Source organism: Bradyrhizobium sp. Ce-3 (assembly GCF_022835695.1).
Taxonomy (GTDB): Bacteria; Pseudomonadota; Alphaproteobacteria; order Rhizobiales; family Xanthobacteraceae; genus Bradyrhizobium.
Genome location: NZ_BQUV01000001.1, coordinates 403,564 through 419,539 on the forward strand (window position 1 = coordinate 403,564; position 15,976 = coordinate 419,539).

The window sequence follows — 15,976 nt, forward strand, 5'->3', positions numbered from 1 at the left end:
CGCCTCTGTCTTCTGCCGCACCGCACAACGCCGGGATGCAGGCCTATACTCCCGGCAGGAATGCATAGGTTAGCCCGGATTCAGGCCTCCGCCATGCATATCACGCATGGATCACGGCCGGTCAACTTTGGAATCCTGCTGCCCGCTCAGATAGTTACCTGGGTACCCACTTCAACCACCCGCCCGGTGGGGATCTGGAAATAGTCGGTGGCGTCGTTGGCGGAGCGGCTCATCGCGATGAACAGATGGTCCTGCCATTGCGGCATCCCGGACTGGGCGGACGGCTTCAGCGACCGGCGCGACACGAAGAACGACGTCGACATGATGTCGAACTGCCAGCCGAGCTTGCGCGCGACCGCCAGCGCCTTCGGCACATTCGGCGATTCCATGTAGCCGAAGCGCAGCCGCACCGCGGTGAACTTGTCGCTGACCTTCTCCATGTTGACGCGCTCGGACAGATCGACGCGCGGCGTCGGTGCGGTCTCGATGGTCAGGATCACATTGTGCTCGTGCAGCACCTTGTTGTGCTTGAGATTGTGCAGCAGCGCGGTCGGCACGAAGCTCGGGTCGCTGGTCAGGAACACCGCGGTGCCCTTGACGATATGCGGCGGCCGCTTCTCCAGACTGTGGATCAGGTCGCGCAGCGGCACCTCGATGCGGCGGGTCTTGGCGACCAGGATCGCGGCGCCACGGCGCCAGGTCCAGATCATCGTCGCCATCACGACGCCAAACAGCAGCGGCACCCATGCACCCTCGAACAGCTTCAGGAGATTGGCACTGAAGAAGGTCATGTCGACGATCACGAACGGCAAGATCAGTGCCGCTGCCGATGCCACGCGCCAGTTCCACAGCTTCCAGATCACGATGAAGCCCATGATGCCGTCGGCGACCATGGTGGTGGAGACGGCGATGCCGTAGGCCGAAGCGAGCCCGCTCGAGGTGCGGAACAGCAGCACCAGCAGCAGCACGCCGACCAGCAGCAGCCGGTTGACCCGCGGCAGATAGATCTGGCCGGCATGGGTCTCCGAGGTGTAGCGGACCTCAAAGCGCGGCAACAGGCCGAGCTGGACCGCCTGGCTGATCAGCGAATAGGCGCCGGTGATGACCGCCTGGCTTGCGATCACGGTCGCCGCGGTGGCGAGGCCGACCAGCGGCAGCAGCAGCACCTCGGGCACCATGCGGTAGAACGAGTTCTCGATCGCGCTAGGATCGGACAGCACCAGCGCGCCCTGCCCGAAATAGTTCAGGAGCAGCGACGGCAGCACGAAGAACAGCCAGCCGGACTGGATCGGCTTGCGGCCGAAATGCCCGAGATCGGCGTAGAGCGCCTCGCCGCCGGTCACCGCGAGGAACACCGCGCCCAGGGTCACCAGGCCGACAGTGCCGTGGGTCAGCATGAACTGGAGCGCGTAATAAGGATTGATCGCCGCCAGCACCGACGGATCGTCCATGATGTGGACCACCCCCATCACCGCGAGCGAGGCGAACCACACCACCATCACCGGCCCGAAGGCGGAGGCGACGCGCGCGGTGCCGTTGCGCTGCACCGCGAACAGCACGACCAGGATCAGAATCGTCAGCGGCACCACGTAGTGCTCGAGATGCGGCGTCGCGAGCTTGAGACCTTCGACCGCCGACAGCACCGAGATCGCCGGCGTGATCATGGAATCGCCGATGAACATCGAGGCGCCGACCACGCCGAGCGCGAGCAGCGGCCAGCTGCGGCGTCCGATCGCGCGCTGGCCGAGCGCCATCAGCGACAGCGTGCCGCCCTCACCATTGTTGTCGGCGCGCAGCAGCAGCAGGACGTATTTGGCGGTGACGACGACGAACAGCGCCCACAGGATCAGGCTGAGCACGCCGAGCACCATGATGCGGGTGACCGGCTGGCCGTGCGCGGCGCCGCCGACCGCCTCGCGGAATGCGTAGAGCGGCGACGTTCCGATATCGCCGAACACGACCCCGATGCTGCCCAGCGTCAGGGCCCAAAAGCTGGAGGTACCTTGACCTGTACCTTGGCCTTCCTGAGCTTCGGTGGATGAGACGCTGACAGCCATGGCGAGGTTGGAACGCCCGATCGGTTGATTTTGATCCGCGCGGCTATCGACGCTTCCGCTCCGCCTGTCAACCAACCAGCACGGCTAGCATGACGGTAGCATGGTATTTTTGCGGCTACGGCTTCAGATCGGGCGGCAGCGGCGGATTCTCCCGCATCAACGTGATGGTCACGCGACGGTTTGCCGGCAGCGTCGGGTCGTCGGGAAACAGCGGCTGGCCGTCCGCCTTGCCGGAAACCGCGAAAATATGCGACGGCGGCAGCCCTTCCCGCTCCAGGATCTGCCGCACCGCGTTGGCGCGGTCGGCGGACAGGTCGAAGGCGTCATAATCGCTGCGCGCCGGCACGAAGCCTGCGGCTGTATGCCCCACGATCGCGACCCGCAGCGGCGTCGCCTTGAGCGGCGCGGCGAGCTTCTGGATCAGCCGGCGGGTGCGCTCATACGGCTCCCGGGAGCCGTCGGCGAACATCGAGCGGCCATCCTGGTCGACGATCTCGAGATTGAGCCCCTCCTTGGTCTCCTCGAACATGATGTTCTTGGAGATCTCGGTCAGCTCCGGCATGTCCTGCAGCGCCTGCCGCAGCGAGGCGGAGGCCAGCGCGAATTCGCGGTCGATCTTCAGCCGCGCGCCGTTGACCTGGCTGCGCTCTTTTTCGTCCGGCGTCGGGTTGGCCGAGGAGTCCTCCGGCGAAATGTGCTCGACATTCTTGAGCTTCGGCCGGGTCGGCAGGCCGTCGGACTCGACGATCCCCGAATAGCGCACATTGGTCTGCACGCCGAAGGCGTCGCGCATCGAGCCGGCGACGATCTTCAGCTTGTTGTTGTCCATGGTGGAGAACGCGACGAGCATCACGAAGAAGCTCATCATCAGGCCCATCAGGTCGGCGAAGGTCACGAACCAGCCGTGACCTCCGGTATGGGCGTCGCCGCGCTTTTTCTTGGCCATTGTCGCGTTTTTCCGGCTGCGTTTCCCGAACCCGCCGTCCGATCAGGCCGGAACCGGCTCGCCTTCCTCGTGGCGATGCTTCTCCGGCAGGTAGGCCAGCAGCATTTCGCGCACCAGCGCCGGGCTCTTGGAATCGCGGATCATCAGGATGCCGTCGATGATCAGCGTGCGGTTGGTTTCCTCGTCGAGCAGCTTGCCGTGCAGCTTGTCGGCGATCGGCAGACAGAACAGGTTGGCGACCAGCGCGCCGTACAAGGTCGCGAGCAGCGCGGTCGCCATGAACGGGCCGAGCTTGGAGGGATCGGTCATGTTGGCGAACATCTGCACCATGCCGATCAGCGTGCCGATCATGCCGAAGGCCGGTGCACAGTCGCCGATCGCGCGGTAGATCTTGCTGCCCTCGTCGAGATGCATCAGGAAATTGTCGCGGTCGCGCTCCATGTTGTCGCGGATGAATTCGAGGTCGTAGCCGTCGGCGACATAGCGGATGCCCTTGGCGAGGAACGGCTCGTCGGTCTCGACCTTCTCCAGCCCGACCGGGCCCTGCTTGCGGGCGATCTCGGCGATGCGGGCGAGCTCGTCGACGAGATCGCGGGCCGACAGCCGGCTCATGGTGAAGGCGAATTTGGCGCCGAGCGGCAGCCCGTGCAGCATCACGCCGAGCGGAAAACGGATCATCGTAGCCGCAATCGAGCCGCCGAAGATGATGATCATGGCGTGTTCGGAGATGAACATGTGCAGGTCGCCGCCCATGAACATCATCACCGCGATGACGATGATGCCAGCCAACAGCCCGGCGCCAGTCATGATATCCATAGGAGACTCCAACGCGTACGCAACCTGCCCGTCCTGGACGGCGCGCAGCCCCAGGCGGGCCGCGTGGAAAACCCTAACGTTAACGCCATTAAGGACGCGTTACCGAATTTGGTAGGGATAACAACGGGTAAACGCCGGCCTTTTCGCGATGTCGTTGAAGATGCTGGCTTTCCGCATGCAGCGCGGTCGCTGCATGCACAAAAGCCCTCCCCGTAGAACAACGGACATGGGATAGGTTCGCTAGAAGCGTTTTCGAGCGAAGTGGGTACCGGTTCGCGTGAAGAAAACGCGTCAACACAAGAATCTGGAGCCCCGTTCCGATTCAATCGGAACGGAAAGGGCTCCAGAGGAAACGAACCAATGAGCAGGACAGCATGAAGGCGGTCGTCGTCGAGCAATATGCGCCCATCGATCAGATCGAACTGAAGGAGATCGCCTCACCCGAACCCGGCCCCGGACTGATCCGCGTCCGGGTCCACGCCGTGAGCATCGGCTTCGTCGACGGGCTGAAAGTCGAGGGCCGCTACCAGACCAAGGACGCCCTGCCCTTTACGCCGGGAGCGGAATTCGCGGGCGTGGTCGACGCCGTCGCAAGCGATGTCACCGGCATCGCGCCGGGCATGCGGGTGATGGGCGCGGCGCGCTCGGGCGCGCTGGCCGAGCAGATCGTTGTGCCGCCGGCCGCCGTCGAGATCATGCCTGACGGACTGTCGATGGAGGCCGCCGCGGCGTTCCGCACCAACTATCTCACCGCGCTGTACGCGCTCGGCGAGCGCGGCTCGCTCAAGGCCGGCGAGCAGCTCCTGGTGCTCGGCGCCGCCGGCGGCACCGGCGTCGCCGCGATCCAGGTCGGCAAGTTGCTCGGCGCGCGCGTCATTGCCGCGGCATCGACCGGGGAGAAGCGCAACTTCGCCGCCAGTTTCGGCGCCGACGCCGTGGTCGACTACACGAAGCCTGATTGGCGCGACACGCTGAAGGAGGCGACCGGCGGCAATGGTCCCGACGTGATCTTCGATCCGGTCGGCGGCGAGGTCTCGCTGCAGGCATTCCGCTCGATCGCCTGGAACGGCCGCCATGTCGTGGTCGGCTTTGCGGCAGGCCAGATCCCCGCGCTACCGTTCAACCTGCCGCTCCTGAAGGGCGGCATCCTGGTCGGCGTTGATGCCGCCCAGATCGCGCGCCGCGAGCCCGAGGCGCAGGCGCGCGTGATGAGCCAATTGTCGGCGTGGCTGAACGAGGGCCGGCTGACACCGGTGGTCGGCAAGGTGTTTGCGTTCGAGGCTTTTCGCGAGGCGTTCACCACGATGCAGACCCGTGCCGCGCTCGGCAAGATGGTGGTGCGGATCGGGTCGTGAGAGAGGCAAACTGTTGACGTCGTCCTGGCGAAGGCCAGGACCCATAATCGCCGCATTTGGTTGTGAACGGGACCGTGGCCCCAGCGTCGCGCAACAACGCGCATTTGGGGTAATGGGTCCTGGCCTTCGCCAGAACGACGATGAGGATGAATCGCACTTGCTGGCCACAACATCGGTGTCGGCCGCAAATTATCACACGTTATTGTCGCCCGGTTTCTCGCCTCCTACCGTTTGCCGAAGACGGCGGTGGGGTAGAAAAATGCAGGACATGCTGACGCATCTGGAGAAGCTTCGCACCGACGCTGCGGAGTGCGCCCTGATCCGCGACCTCGCCACCGACATCAAGAAGCGCGAGCTGTTCACCAGGCTCGCCGAGCATCTTGCGGCCCTTGCCGCGGAAGTCGAAAAGGCCATTGCCGCGGCCGGCAAGGATGGCGAGGCCGTCTAGAGCCGCGCCGCTGCCGCACCCCGGCCAGACATGACTCAAGTCACCGGGAAAATCGCGAGCTCGGATCGTAGGAACCATCGTCGCGGCGGCGCATTGTCGCTCACCCATCGGTTGAGAGGTATTATGCCGCTAGTATCAGTATGCGCGCCGATCCTGTAGCATACCCTTGTCCATCGAGGAGCCAATTAGCCATCGTCTGTTGTATTTCAGGATTCTTCCCTTGGCACTTTTTGCATATCGAACATCCAGCACCACGTCCCGATCGCGCGGGCGAACCATCGTCGCCTGAGACGCGCGATGAAGACGGACAAGGCCATCTGGTACGTTTCGTTCGCCGTGCGAAGCCCCGACGCCGGACACCATCGCTTCGCACGCCAGACACGCACCTTCACGACCGAGCAGGACGCCAAGGCGTTTGCGCGCACGCTGCTCGAACAAACTCAGGATGTCAGCGCCGGGACGATCAATCCACATATACCCCGACGCATCATCGCACCTGCCGCGATCACGGCCTGGGCCGGCGAGAGCTGAGGTCCGTTTGCTCTTACATGAAGCGCGACGGCGCGAACGGCTGCAGCGGAATTTCGGGCGGCTTGCCGCTGAGCAATTGCGCGACCAGCCGGCCAGTACGGGCCGAGCCGACCAGGCCGACATGGCCGTGGCCAAACGCATAGACCACGTCGCGCGTGGCGCTGGAATGGCCGATGCAGGGCCGTCCGTCGGGCATGCTCGGGCGATGGCCGAACCAGGTCTTGATGCGTGAGGGTGGAATATCCCTCGGCAGTTTCGGGAACATGCTGAGCAGATGCTCGCGCAGGATTTCGGCGCGCTGCCAGTTCGGCGCGGCGTCGAGGCCGGCGATCTCCACCGTGCCGGCCGCGCGCAGGCCCTTGTCGGTCCAGTTGACCACCATCTTGGCGTCGGAGGCCATCATCGAATTGCGCGGTCCGGATTCCGGATTCTCGATCATGACGTGATAGCCGCGCTCGGTCTCGAGCGGCAGCGGATCGCCGATCGATGCGGTCAGTTGCTTCGAGCGCGCGCCGGCGGCAACCACCGCGGCGTCGCAGGCGATCTCGCCGGTCTCGGTGACCACGGCGACCAGCCGGTCGCCCGCAAGCCTGAGCCCGGTCGCCTTGGCGGCGACGCGCTCGGCGCCGCTCGCGATCGCATGCGCAGCGAGCGCCGCGACATAGGCGCCGGGATCGCGGCAGCGGCCGGCCTCCTCGACCACAACGCCGAACTTGTAGCGCGGATGCAGATCGGGCTCGCGCTGGCGCATCTCGTCTTCATTGAGCTCCAGCCATTCGATGCCGACGCGCTTGCGGATGCGCCAGCCGAGGTCGCGATCGAACGGATCGCGCGAGGGAAACACGTGCATCACCCCGCGCCGCTCGATCAGCTCGGGTACACCGGCTTCCTCGGCGAGCTGCCGGTGCAGCAGCGGCGCGTCCTTCAGGAGATCGCGCATCGCGCGCGCGGTGGCCTCGACCTGCGGCTCGGTCCAGTTCGACAGCAGATACCTGACCAGCCACGGCAGCGCCTTCGGCAGATACGACCAGCGGATCGCGAGCGGCCCGAGCGGGTCCATCAGATAGCCGGGCACCTTCTTCCAGGTGCCAGGCTCGGCCGGCGGGATCACCGAATGCGACGACAGCCAGCCGGCATTGCCATAGCTCGCCGCCTGGGTGCCGCCGGGCTCGCCCGGATCGATCAGCGTGACTCGATGTCCCTCGCGCAGCGCCTCGATGGCCGAGATCACGCCGACCGCGCCGGCGCCGATGATCGCAACATGACGACCCGCCGATTGCACCATCAACGCGTCGCCTGCTCGGGCACGAAATCCTTGCCGACCGACAGCGCGCGCTGATCGACCAGGCAGTGCAGGATCGCCGGCTTGCCGGAGGCCAGTGCCCGCTCGAACGCCGGCGCGAAGTCTTCGGTGCGCTCGACCCGCTCGCCATGGCCGCCGAACGCCTTGGCGTAGAGCGCGAAGTCCGGGTTCTTGAGCTGGGTGCCGACGACGCGGCCGGGATAGTCGCGCTCCTGATGCATGCGGATGGTGCCGTATTGCGCGTTGTCGATGACGACGACGATCAGCGGCGCGTCATACTGCACGGCGGTGGCGAACTCCTGGCCGTTCATCAGGAAGCAGCCGTCGCCGGCAAACGCCACCACGACGCGATCCGGATGATGCCGCTTCGCCATCACGGCCGCCGGCACGCCGTAGCCCATCGAGCCCGAGGTCGGCGCGAGCTGCGCGGCGAAGGAATGGAAGCGGTGGTGGCGATGAATCCAGCCGGCGTAATTGCCGGCGCCGTTGCAGACGATGGCATCCTTCGGCAGCCGATCGCGCAGCCAGGTTACGACCTCGCCGTACTGGAAATGGCCCGGCAGCTCGCGCGGCTTGTCGGTCCAGGCGAGATAATCCGCGTGCGCCTTGGCCGCCTCGCCCTTCCAGGCGGGCGCGGCTGCGGGCTTCATGGTCTCGACCGCGGCGGCGAAGGCGGCAGGCGTCGCCTGGATCGCCAGCGCAGGCTGGTAGACCCGGCCGAGCTCTTCGGAGCCCGGATGCACATGAACGAGCTTCTGGCTCGGTGTGGGAATATCGAGCAGCGTGTAGGACGACGACGGCATCTCCGACATGCGGCCGCCGATCAACAGGATCACGTCGGCGTTGGTGAAGCGGTCCTTCAGCTTCGGGCTCGGGCCGATGCCGAGATCGCCGGCGTAATGCGAGTGGTCGGCGTCGAACAGCGAGGCGCGGCGGAACGAGGTTGCGACCGGGAGATCAAAACGCTCGGCAAAGCGCGCGATGCCCTTCGCCGCCTCGGCAGTCCAGGCCGAACCGCCGAGCACGACGAGCGGCGCCTTGGCGCCGGCGAGCATGACACCGAGGCGTTCGAGATCGGCCGGCGCCGGCCAGCTCGCCGCCGGCTCGACTTTCGGCGCGTCGGCGACCGCGGCGGTTTCGGTCAGCATGTTCTCCGGCAGCGAGATCACCACTGGCCCGGGGCGGCCTTGCAGCGCGACGCGGAAGGCGCGCGCGACCAGCTCGGGAATGCGGTCCGGACGATCGATCTCGACCGCCCATTTCGCCATGGTGCCGAACACCGCCTTGTAGTCGAGCTCCTGGAACGCCTCGCGCTCGCGCATGCCGGTATCGACCTGGCCAACGAACAGGATCATCGGGGTGGAATCCTGCATCGCGATGTGCACGCCGTGCGCGGCGTTGGTCGAGCCGGGACCGCGGGTGACGAAACAGATGCCGGGCCGCCCGGTGAGCTTGCCATAGGCCTCGGCCATCATCGCCGCTCCGCCCTCGGCGCGGCAGATCACGACGTCGATCGGGCTGTCATGCAGCGCGTCGAGCGCCGCCAGATAACTTTCGCCCGGCACGCAGGTGACGCGCTCCACCCCTTGCGCGACCAGCTGGTCGATCAGGATCTGGCCTCCAGTGCGGGCGTTCGACTTGGTCATGAGGGCTCCCTGCGGGCATTGGCGCGCGCTCGCGGCTCGCGCGGAATTTGGTCCCACGGGGGTATGATAGACGGGAATACGGCGCAAGGCCGAAACCGCCGCGGGATGCGGCCGCCGCATTGAGCCATGCGGCAGGGAAAGGGCAGCGCGCCAGTCCCGCTGATTTGCGCAGGGCGGGCGGATATTCTCCGGGCCCATCCGCGTCATTGCGAGCGAAGCGAAGCAATCCATCGTCCCGCCGGGGAGTGGTGGATTGCTTCGCTCCGCTCGCAATGACGGAACTGAACGCCCAGCCCGCCCTACAGCGAGCGCGCGATCAAGACCTTCATGATCTCGTTGGTGCCGCCGTAGATTTTCTGGATGCGGGCATCGATGAACATCCGCGAGATCGGGTATTCCTGCATGTAGCCGTAGCCGCCGTGCAACTGCAGGCATTCGTCGGCGGTCTCGACCTGCTTCTGCGAGCACCACCATTTCGCCATCGACGCCGTTACGGTGTCGAGGTCACCGGCGACCAGGCGCTCGACGCACCAGTCGACGAACACGCGGGCGATCATCGCCTCGGTCTTGCGCTCGGCGAGCGTGAAGGCGGTGTTCTGGAATTCGATCAGCGGCTTGCCGAATGCGGTGCGCTGTTTGGTGTAGTCGGCGGTGATCTTGACCGCGCGCTCCATCGAGGCGACCGCGCCGATCGCGAGCGACAGCCGCTCCTGCGGCAATTGCTGCATCAGCTGCACGAAGCCCTGGCCCTCCTCGTTGCCGAGCAGGTTTTCCGGCGGCACCGTGACATTGTCGAAGAACAGCTCCGAGGTGTCGGAGGCGTGCAGGCCGATCTTGTCGAGGTTGCGGCCGCGCCGGTAGCCCTCGGCACCGGCGGTCTCCACAACGATCAACGAGATGCCCTTGGCGCCCGGCGCACCGGTGCGCGCCACCACGATGACGAGGTCGGCGGCCTGGCCGTTGGTGATGAAGGTCTTCTGGCCGTTGATGACGTAGGAATTGCCCTGCTTCTTCGCCGTGGTCTTGACGGCCTGCAGATCGGAGCCGGTGCCGGGTTCGGTCATCGCGATGGCGCCGACCATCTCGCCCGACGCCATCTTCGGCAGCCAGCGCTGCTTCTGCTCCTCCGAGCCATAGTTGAGGATGTAATGTGCGACGATCGCGCTGTGCACGGAAACGCCGGTCGTCAATTCCGGAACGGTGCTCTCGAGATCGTCGAGCACGGCCGCGTCATAGGCGAAGGTCGTCCCCAGGCCGCCATAGGCCTCCGGCACGCTCGGCAGCAGCGCGCCCATCTCGCCGAGCGCGCGCCAGGCGGATCGGTCGACCAGCTTCTGCTCGCGCCATGTCTCGGCGTGCGGCGCCAAATCCTTGGTAAGGAATTTGCGGAACTGGTCACGGAAGGTGTCCAGCTCCTCGGTCATCCAGGACGATCGGTAGTGCATGCTTTCCTCGTGCTAAATCAGAAGGCCGCCACCGGCGACGATCACCTGACCGCTGATGTAGTTCGATTCCGGCGCGCAGAACAGATAGACGGCGTCTGCCGCCTCTTCCGGCGTGCCGCCGCGGCCGAGCGGGATCATCCGGCCCATCGCCTCCAGCATCTGCGGCTGGACGCCGACCTTGATGTCGCGGCCGGCGACGTCGATGGTCTTCTGCTGGGTCTCGATCGGCTGGGTCAGGCGGGTGTTGATCAGGCCGAACGCGACGCAATTGACATTGACCTTGTACCGGCCCCACTCCTTGCACATCGTGCGCGTCAGCCCGATCAGCGAAGCCTTGGCCGAGGAGTAGCTCGCCTGCCCGGCATTGCCGTAGAGCCCGGCGATCGAGGAGATGTTGACCACCTTGCGGAATACCTCGCGGCCGGCCTCGGCCTCCTTCTTCGCCATCACCCGGATCGGCTCCGATGCCGCGCGCATGATCCGGAACGGCGCGACCAGATGGACGTCCAGCATCGCCTGAAACTGCTCGTCGGTCATCTTCTGGATCGTCGAGTCCCAGGTGTAGCCGGCATTGTTGACGATGATATCGAGGCCGCCGAACTGCTCGATGGCGGCGCCGACGAAGCGGTCGGCAAAGCCCGCTTCCGTCACGCTGCCATTGACCGCGATCGCCTCGCCGCCCATGGCCTTGATCTCGCCGACGACCGCATTGCCCGGCTCGGCATCGAGGTCGTTGACCACGACGCGCGCGCCCTCGCCCGCGAGCTTGTGAGCAATCGCCCGCCCGATGCCGCGGCCCGATCCGGAGACGAGCGCGACCTTTCCATGCAGTTTCGACATGATCTCTCCCTACAGCGCGATAATCGCTTCGCCGGCGAGCTTGATCTCGCCGTTCTGGTCCTTCGTCGTGAGCGCGAGCTTCGCACGCTTCTCGCCGCCCTGCTCGATCAGCTCGGTTACCGTGCCTTCGCAGGTCAGCTGGGCGCCAAGCTGGGTGATCGCGGCAAAGCGGGTCGAGAACGAGCGGATGCGCGACGGCCCGACCGCATCCGTCAGCGCCTGGCCGAGATAGCCCATCACCAGCATGCCGTGCGCGAACACGTCGGGAAACCCGGCCTGCTTCGCGAAGTCGATGTCGACATGGATCGGGTTGTGATCGCCCGAGGCGCCGCAATATAGCGCGAGGCGATGCCGAGTGATCGGCGGAAATTCCTTGTGCACGATGCGGTCGCCGACCGCCGGAATGCCAGCACTCATGACGGCCTCGCATTGCGCACCACGATGGTGCGCGAGACATCGGCGACATGGACGCCGTTTTGGTTCGTGACCGGCGTGTCGACCACAATCAGCGTCATCGCCCCGCCCTTCTTGTCGGTCACCCCAGAGACACGCGGCCGGAAAGTCAGGACATCGCCGACCACCACGGGAGCGTGATAGTCGAAGCGCTGCTCGCCATGCAGCACGCGCGCGAGATCGATGCCGAGCGCCGTGAGAAATTCGAACGGCACGGTCGCGTCCATCATCTCGAGGCAGAACAGATAGGTCGGCGGCACCGGCGCCGCCGCGAAGCCCGCGGCCTGCGCGGCCGCCTCGTCGCGATAGACCCGATTGCTCTCGCCGAGCGTGTCGAGGAAGAAGCGCAGGCGCCCAGGCTCGACGCGCGCGGTCACGGGCGTGAATTCACGCCCGACGGCGGATTGATCGACCATGGCCGGCCTCAGACGCGTTCGTAGAGCGTCACGACGCAGGCGCCGCCGAGGCCGAGATTGTGCTGCAGGCCGAGCCGCGCGCCGTCCACTTGGGTCGCAGCAGCCGTGCCGCGCAGCTGCCGCGTCAATTCGTAACACTGCGCGAGGCCGGTGGCGCCGAGCGGATGGCCCTTCGACAGCAACCCGCCGGACGGGTTGGTGACGATCCGGCCGCCATAGGTGTTGTCGCCGTCATCGATGAATTTCGCGGCCTCGCCTTGGGCGCACAGGCCGAGCCCCTCATAGGTGATCAGCTCGTTATGGGCGAAGCAGTCGTGCAGCTCGACGACGTCGAGATCCTTGGGCCCGATGCCGGCGGCTTCATAGACCTTGTTCGCGGCGTCCCGCGCCATGTCGTAGCCGACCACCTGCATCATGTCAGCGGCCCCGAAGGTCGAGGGCGTGTCGGTCGTCATCGCCTGCGCCGCGATCCGGACCTGCTTGTTGAGGCCGTGCTGGTCGGCGAATTTCTCCGAGACCAGGATCGCGGCGGCGCCGCCGCAGGTCGGCGGGCAGGCCATCAGCCGGGTCATCACGCCGGGCCAGATCACCTGGTCGTTCATCACGTCGTCGGCGGTGACCTCCTTGCGGAACAGCGCCAGCGGATTGTTCTTGGCATGGCGGCTCGCCTTGGCGCGCACTTTTGCAAACGCGGACAGCGGCGTGCCGTACTTTTTCATGTGGCTGAGGCCGGCGCCGCCGAAATAGCGCAGCGCCAGCGGCACGCCGGGCGCGTCGACCAGTCTGTCGGCGGCGGCGTCGAAATCGTCGAATGCGCTGGGGCGGTCGGTGAACACGGCCCCGAGCGCGCCGGGCTTCATCTGCTCGAAGCCGAGCGCCATCACGCAATCGGCGGCCCCCGACTCGATCGCCTGCCGCGCCAGGAACAGCGCCGTCGAGCCGGTCGAGCAGTTGTTGTTGACGTTGACGATCGGGATGCCGGTCATGCCGACCGGATAGAGCGCGCGCTGGCCGCAGGTGGAGTCGCCATAGACATAGCCGACATAGGCTTGCTGGACCTTGCCGTAGTCGAGCCCGGCATCGGCGAGCGCGAGCTTGGCGGCTTCCGCACCCATCACATGATACGGCGCATTGGCGCCGGGCTTGACGAACGGGATCATGCCGACCCCGGCAACATAGGTGCGTGACGTCATTGCGTGTCCTCCCGGAAATTACCCACTGGACTATTTATTACCCATGGGTAATATACGGGCGATCACCCCAAGTCAATGCGACAACGACCGACGCGATGGACGCCAGCTCTCCCTCCTCCAGCAACGAGTCGCCCTGGCTGCCGTTCGAGAGCCGGCGTCGCGCCCGCGACGAGAAGCGCGAGGCGGTGCTGCGCACGGCTGTCGCCCTGTTCCTGGAGCAAGGCTATCACCGCGCCACGCTGAACGAGGTCGCCAAGCGGCTGAACATCACCAAGCCCGCGCTCTACAATTACTTCCGCGGCAAGGACGAGATCCTGTACGAGTGCTGGTCGATCGGCAACGAACTGGTCGACGATTGCATCGCCGAGACCTCCGCCGCCGGCGGCTCAGGGCTGGACAAGCTGCGCAAGCTGATCGTCCGCTATGCCGAGCTGATGACCGAGGACTACGGCAAGAGCCTGGTCCGTTTCGACATCCGCGATCTCAGCGAGGACAACCGCAAGATCGTGCAGACCGCGAAGCGGCGGATCGACCGCGCCTTCCGCGACTATATCGCGCAGGGCGTGAAAGACGGTTCGGTGAAACCCTGCGACCCCAAGCTCGCGGCATTTGCGATCGCTGGCTCGCTGAACTGGATCGGCCACTGGTTCCAGCCCGGCGGTGAGATGACCGGACGCGCCGTCGCCGAAGAATTCGCGATCCGCCTCACCGAAGGCATCGCCACATCACCAACGCGCAAGAAGGCGGACAAACCGCCTCGCAAGGGAAACGCATCAAGGGAGGAGACGAGTGAACATCACCCACGGGCTGCGGCGGGCGCTGCAGGTCAATCCAAACGGGCTCGCGGTCGTCTGCGGTGAGCGGCGGCGCAACTGGCGCGAGGTCGGCAGCCGTGTCGCCCGCCTCGCCGCCGCCATCCGCTCGCTTGGGGCCGACAATGGCGACCGCGTCGCGGTGCTGTCGCTGAACTCCGACCGCTATCTCGAACTGTACCTCGCCGTCGGCTGGGCCGGCGCCGTGATCGTGCCGCTCAACATCCGCTGGTCTCCGATCGAGAACGAGGATGCGCTGCGCGATTGCCGCGCCACCATCCTGTTCGTCGATAAAGCATTCGCGCCAGTGGGGACGACGCTGGCCAGGACCATTCCCGGACTGACGCTGATCTATGCCGACGAAGGCGAGACGCCGGAAGGCATGGCGAATTACGAGACGCTGATCGCGCAGAGCGAACCTAGTCCGGACGCGATGCGCACCCGCGACGACCTCGCCGGCATCTTCTACACCGGCGGCACCACCGGCCGCTCCAAGGGCGTGATGCTGAGCCACGGCAATCTGATGGCCAATGCGCTGAACGCGCTCGGCGAAGGCCTGTGGCCGGGCAGCACGATCTATCTGCACGCGGCCCCGATGTTCCACCTCGCCAACGGCGCGGCGATGTATTCGGTGCTGCTGTCGGGCGGCTCCAACGTCGTGATCCAGGGCTTCACGCCCGACGGCGTCGCGGCCGCCGTGCAAAAGGAACGCGTTACCGACGTGCTGCTGGTGCCCACCATGATCCAGATGTTCGTCGACCACCCGACGCTCGGCAGTTACGACTTGTCGTCCTTGAAGCGGATCGCCTACGGCGCCTCCGTGATCAGCGACGCCGTGCTGACCCGCGCCATGAAGGCGCTGCCGCATGTCGAGTTCACCCAGGCCTATGGCATGACCGAGCTGTCGCCGATCGCGACGCTGCTGCACTGGAAAGAGCATATCGGCGACGGCCGCGCCAAGGGCCGGCATCGCGGCGCCGGCCGCGCCACGCTTGGCGCCGAGGTCAAGATCGTCGATGCCGAAGACAAAATCGTGCCGACAGGCACCGTCGGCGAGATCGCGGTGCGCGGCGACATGGTGATGATGGGCTACTGGGAGCGTCCGGAAGAGACCGCGCGCGCCGTGATCGACGGCTGGATGCACACCGGCGACGGCGGCTACATGGATGAGGACGGCTTCGTCTACGTCGTCGACCGCGTCAAGGACATGATCATCTCCGGCGGCGAGAACGTCTATTCGGCCGAGGTCGAGAATGCTCTCGCCCAGCATCCGTCAGTGGCGCAATGCGCCGTGATCGGGATCCCGAGCGAGCGCTGGGGCGAGCAGGTCCACGCCGTGGTGGTGATGAAGAGCGGCGCCAGCGCCACGCCGGAAGAGTTGATGGAGCATTGCAAGGCGCTGATCGCCGGCTACAAATGCCCGCGCAGCGTCGACATCACCGCGACGGCGCTGCCGCTCTCCGGCGCCGGCAAGATCCTGAAGCGCGAGCTGCGCAAACCGTATTGGGAGAATCGCGAGCGGCGGGTCAGCTGAGGCGCGAAACCGTAGGGTGGGTTAGCGAAGCGTAACCCACCGCGGGTCTCTCATCCGCACGAGCATTCGTCGGATGAAGACGGCGAGTTACGCTTCGCTAACCCGCCCTACGCAGCATGGCGCCGCGCGGACAACGGACGTTGACATCGGAGCACGCGACCGCTTGGATCGTTGTCAGATT

15 protein-coding genes are annotated in these 15,976 nt (G+C 65.9%); 5 read left to right on the plus strand and 10 right to left on the minus strand.

Annotated elements, in window-relative coordinates; translation table 11 throughout:
- Positions 1–146: 146 nt before the first annotated feature.
- From BRSPCE3_RS02035 to BRSPCE3_RS02045, 3 genes are all read right to left on the minus strand, one after another.
- A complete protein-coding gene (locus BRSPCE3_RS02035) occupies positions 147–2,057 on the minus strand; it encodes a potassium transporter Kup (protein WP_244063906.1) in 1,911 nt (636 codons plus the stop codon).
- Positions 2,058–2,172: 115 nt separating this feature from the next.
- Positions 2,173–3,003: a flagellar motor protein MotB gene (locus tag BRSPCE3_RS02040; RefSeq protein WP_244063908.1), complete on the minus strand. Its 831-nt coding sequence runs from the start codon at positions 3,001–3,003 to the stop codon at positions 2,173–2,175.
- 42 nt (positions 3,004–3,045) lie between these two features.
- A complete protein-coding gene (locus BRSPCE3_RS02045) occupies positions 3,046–3,819 on the minus strand; it encodes a motility protein A (protein WP_076860523.1) in 774 nt (257 codons plus the stop codon).
- Positions 3,820–4,193: 374 nt separating this feature from the next.
- Between BRSPCE3_RS02045 and BRSPCE3_RS02050 the strand changes: the two genes are divergently transcribed.
- The 3 genes from BRSPCE3_RS02050 to BRSPCE3_RS02060 all read left to right on the plus strand — a co-directional run bounded on the left by BRSPCE3_RS02050 (position 4,194) and on the right by BRSPCE3_RS02060 (position 6,153).
- Positions 4,194–5,174, plus strand: a complete 981-nt coding sequence (locus BRSPCE3_RS02050) for an NADPH:quinone oxidoreductase family protein (RefSeq protein WP_244063910.1) — start codon at positions 4,194–4,196, stop codon at positions 5,172–5,174.
- Between the two features lie 259 nt (positions 5,175–5,433).
- Complete coding sequence (locus tag BRSPCE3_RS02055) at positions 5,434–5,622, plus strand: hypothetical protein (protein ID WP_244063912.1); 189 nt, start codon at positions 5,434–5,436, stop codon at positions 5,620–5,622.
- A 297-nt stretch (positions 5,623–5,919) separates the two neighbouring features.
- Positions 5,920–6,153 carry a hypothetical protein gene (locus tag BRSPCE3_RS02060; protein ID WP_244063914.1) on the plus strand — a complete coding sequence of 78 codons (234 nt, stop codon included), beginning with the start codon at positions 5,920–5,922 and terminating at the stop codon, positions 6,151–6,153.
- A gap of 13 nt (positions 6,154–6,166) precedes the next feature.
- Here BRSPCE3_RS02060 and BRSPCE3_RS02065 read toward each other — a convergent pair whose 3' ends face one another.
- From BRSPCE3_RS02065 to BRSPCE3_RS02095, 7 genes are all read right to left on the minus strand, one after another.
- On the minus strand, positions 6,167–7,438 hold the full coding sequence (locus BRSPCE3_RS02065) for an FAD-binding oxidoreductase (RefSeq protein WP_244063916.1): 1,272 nt from the start codon (positions 7,436–7,438) through the stop codon (positions 6,167–6,169).
- Positions 7,438–9,102, minus strand: coding sequence for a thiamine pyrophosphate-binding protein (locus tag BRSPCE3_RS02070; RefSeq protein WP_244063918.1), 1,665 nt, complete (start codon positions 9,100–9,102; stop codon positions 7,438–7,440). Before BRSPCE3_RS02070 ends, BRSPCE3_RS02065 begins: the two co-directional genes overlap by 1 nt.
- A 299-nt stretch (positions 9,103–9,401) precedes the next feature.
- On the minus strand, positions 9,402–10,547 hold the full coding sequence (locus tag BRSPCE3_RS02075; protein ID WP_244063919.1) for an acyl-CoA dehydrogenase family protein: 1,146 nt from the start codon (positions 10,545–10,547) through the stop codon (positions 9,402–9,404).
- A gap of 12 nt (positions 10,548–10,559) precedes the next feature.
- A complete protein-coding gene (locus BRSPCE3_RS02080) occupies positions 10,560–11,387 on the minus strand; it encodes an SDR family NAD(P)-dependent oxidoreductase (protein ID WP_244063921.1) in 828 nt (275 codons plus the stop codon).
- Between the two features lie 9 nt (positions 11,388–11,396).
- Entirely contained in the window at positions 11,397–11,804 is a 408-nt protein-coding gene (locus BRSPCE3_RS02085; protein WP_244063923.1) for a MaoC family dehydratase, read from the minus strand.
- Positions 11,801–12,256: a MaoC family dehydratase N-terminal domain-containing protein gene (locus BRSPCE3_RS02090; protein WP_244063925.1), complete on the minus strand. Its 456-nt coding sequence runs from the start codon at positions 12,254–12,256 to the stop codon at positions 11,801–11,803. The genes BRSPCE3_RS02085 and BRSPCE3_RS02090 overlap by 4 nt, the downstream gene beginning before the upstream one ends.
- Before the next feature lie 8 nt (positions 12,257–12,264).
- Positions 12,265–13,449: a lipid-transfer protein gene (locus BRSPCE3_RS02095; RefSeq protein WP_244063926.1), complete on the minus strand. Its 1,185-nt coding sequence runs from the start codon at positions 13,447–13,449 to the stop codon at positions 12,265–12,267.
- On the opposite strand from BRSPCE3_RS02095, the gene BRSPCE3_RS02100 reads away from it, so the two are divergent.
- Together BRSPCE3_RS02100 and BRSPCE3_RS02105 are read left to right on the plus strand one after the other, a co-directional pair.
- Positions 13,440–14,309 (plus strand): TetR/AcrR family transcriptional regulator, encoded by an 870-nt coding sequence (locus tag BRSPCE3_RS02100; RefSeq protein ID WP_309296286.1) that lies wholly within the window; start codon positions 13,440–13,442, stop codon positions 14,307–14,309. The two genes, BRSPCE3_RS02095 and BRSPCE3_RS02100, sit on opposite strands and share 10 nt — an antisense overlap.
- Entirely contained in the window at positions 14,239–15,795 is a 1,557-nt protein-coding gene (locus tag BRSPCE3_RS02105) for a long-chain fatty acid--CoA ligase (RefSeq protein ID WP_244063927.1), read from the plus strand. The genes BRSPCE3_RS02100 and BRSPCE3_RS02105 overlap by 71 nt, the downstream gene beginning before the upstream one ends.
- The last annotated feature ends 181 nt before the right edge of the window (positions 15,796–15,976 follow it).

Bases quoted from the DNA above. Each gene is read 5' to 3' on its own strand.
- BRSPCE3_RS02035 (WP_244063906.1), bottom strand. From the start codon at position 2,057: ATGGCTGTCAGCGTCTCATCCACCGAAGCTCAGGAAGGCCAAGGTACA.
- BRSPCE3_RS02040 (WP_244063908.1), bottom strand. From the start codon at position 3,003: ATGGCCAAGAAAAAGCGCGGCGACGCCCATACCGGAGGTCACGGCTGG.
- BRSPCE3_RS02045 (WP_076860523.1), bottom strand. From the start codon at position 3,819: ATGGATATCATGACTGGCGCCGGGCTGTTGGCTGGCATCATCGTCATC.
- BRSPCE3_RS02050 (WP_244063910.1), top strand. From the start codon at position 4,194: ATGAAGGCGGTCGTCGTCGAGCAATATGCGCCCATCGATCAGATCGAA.
- BRSPCE3_RS02055 (WP_244063912.1), top strand. From the start codon at position 5,434: ATGCAGGACATGCTGACGCATCTGGAGAAGCTTCGCACCGACGCTGCG.
- BRSPCE3_RS02060 (WP_244063914.1), top strand. From the start codon at position 5,920: ATGAAGACGGACAAGGCCATCTGGTACGTTTCGTTCGCCGTGCGAAGC.
- BRSPCE3_RS02065 (WP_244063916.1), bottom strand. From the start codon at position 7,438: ATGGTGCAATCGGCGGGTCGTCATGTTGCGATCATCGGCGCCGGCGCG.
- BRSPCE3_RS02070 (WP_244063918.1), bottom strand. From the start codon at position 9,102: ATGACCAAGTCGAACGCCCGCACTGGAGGCCAGATCCTGATCGACCAG.
- BRSPCE3_RS02075 (WP_244063919.1), bottom strand. From the start codon at position 10,547: ATGCACTACCGATCGTCCTGGATGACCGAGGAGCTGGACACCTTCCGT.
- BRSPCE3_RS02080 (WP_244063921.1), bottom strand. From the start codon at position 11,387: ATGTCGAAACTGCATGGAAAGGTCGCGCTCGTCTCCGGATCGGGCCGC.
- BRSPCE3_RS02085 (WP_244063923.1), bottom strand. From the start codon at position 11,804: ATGAGTGCTGGCATTCCGGCGGTCGGCGACCGCATCGTGCACAAGGAA.
- BRSPCE3_RS02090 (WP_244063925.1), bottom strand. From the start codon at position 12,256: ATGGTCGATCAATCCGCCGTCGGGCGTGAATTCACGCCCGTGACCGCG.
- BRSPCE3_RS02095 (WP_244063926.1), bottom strand. From the start codon at position 13,449: ATGACGTCACGCACCTATGTTGCCGGGGTCGGCATGATCCCGTTCGTC.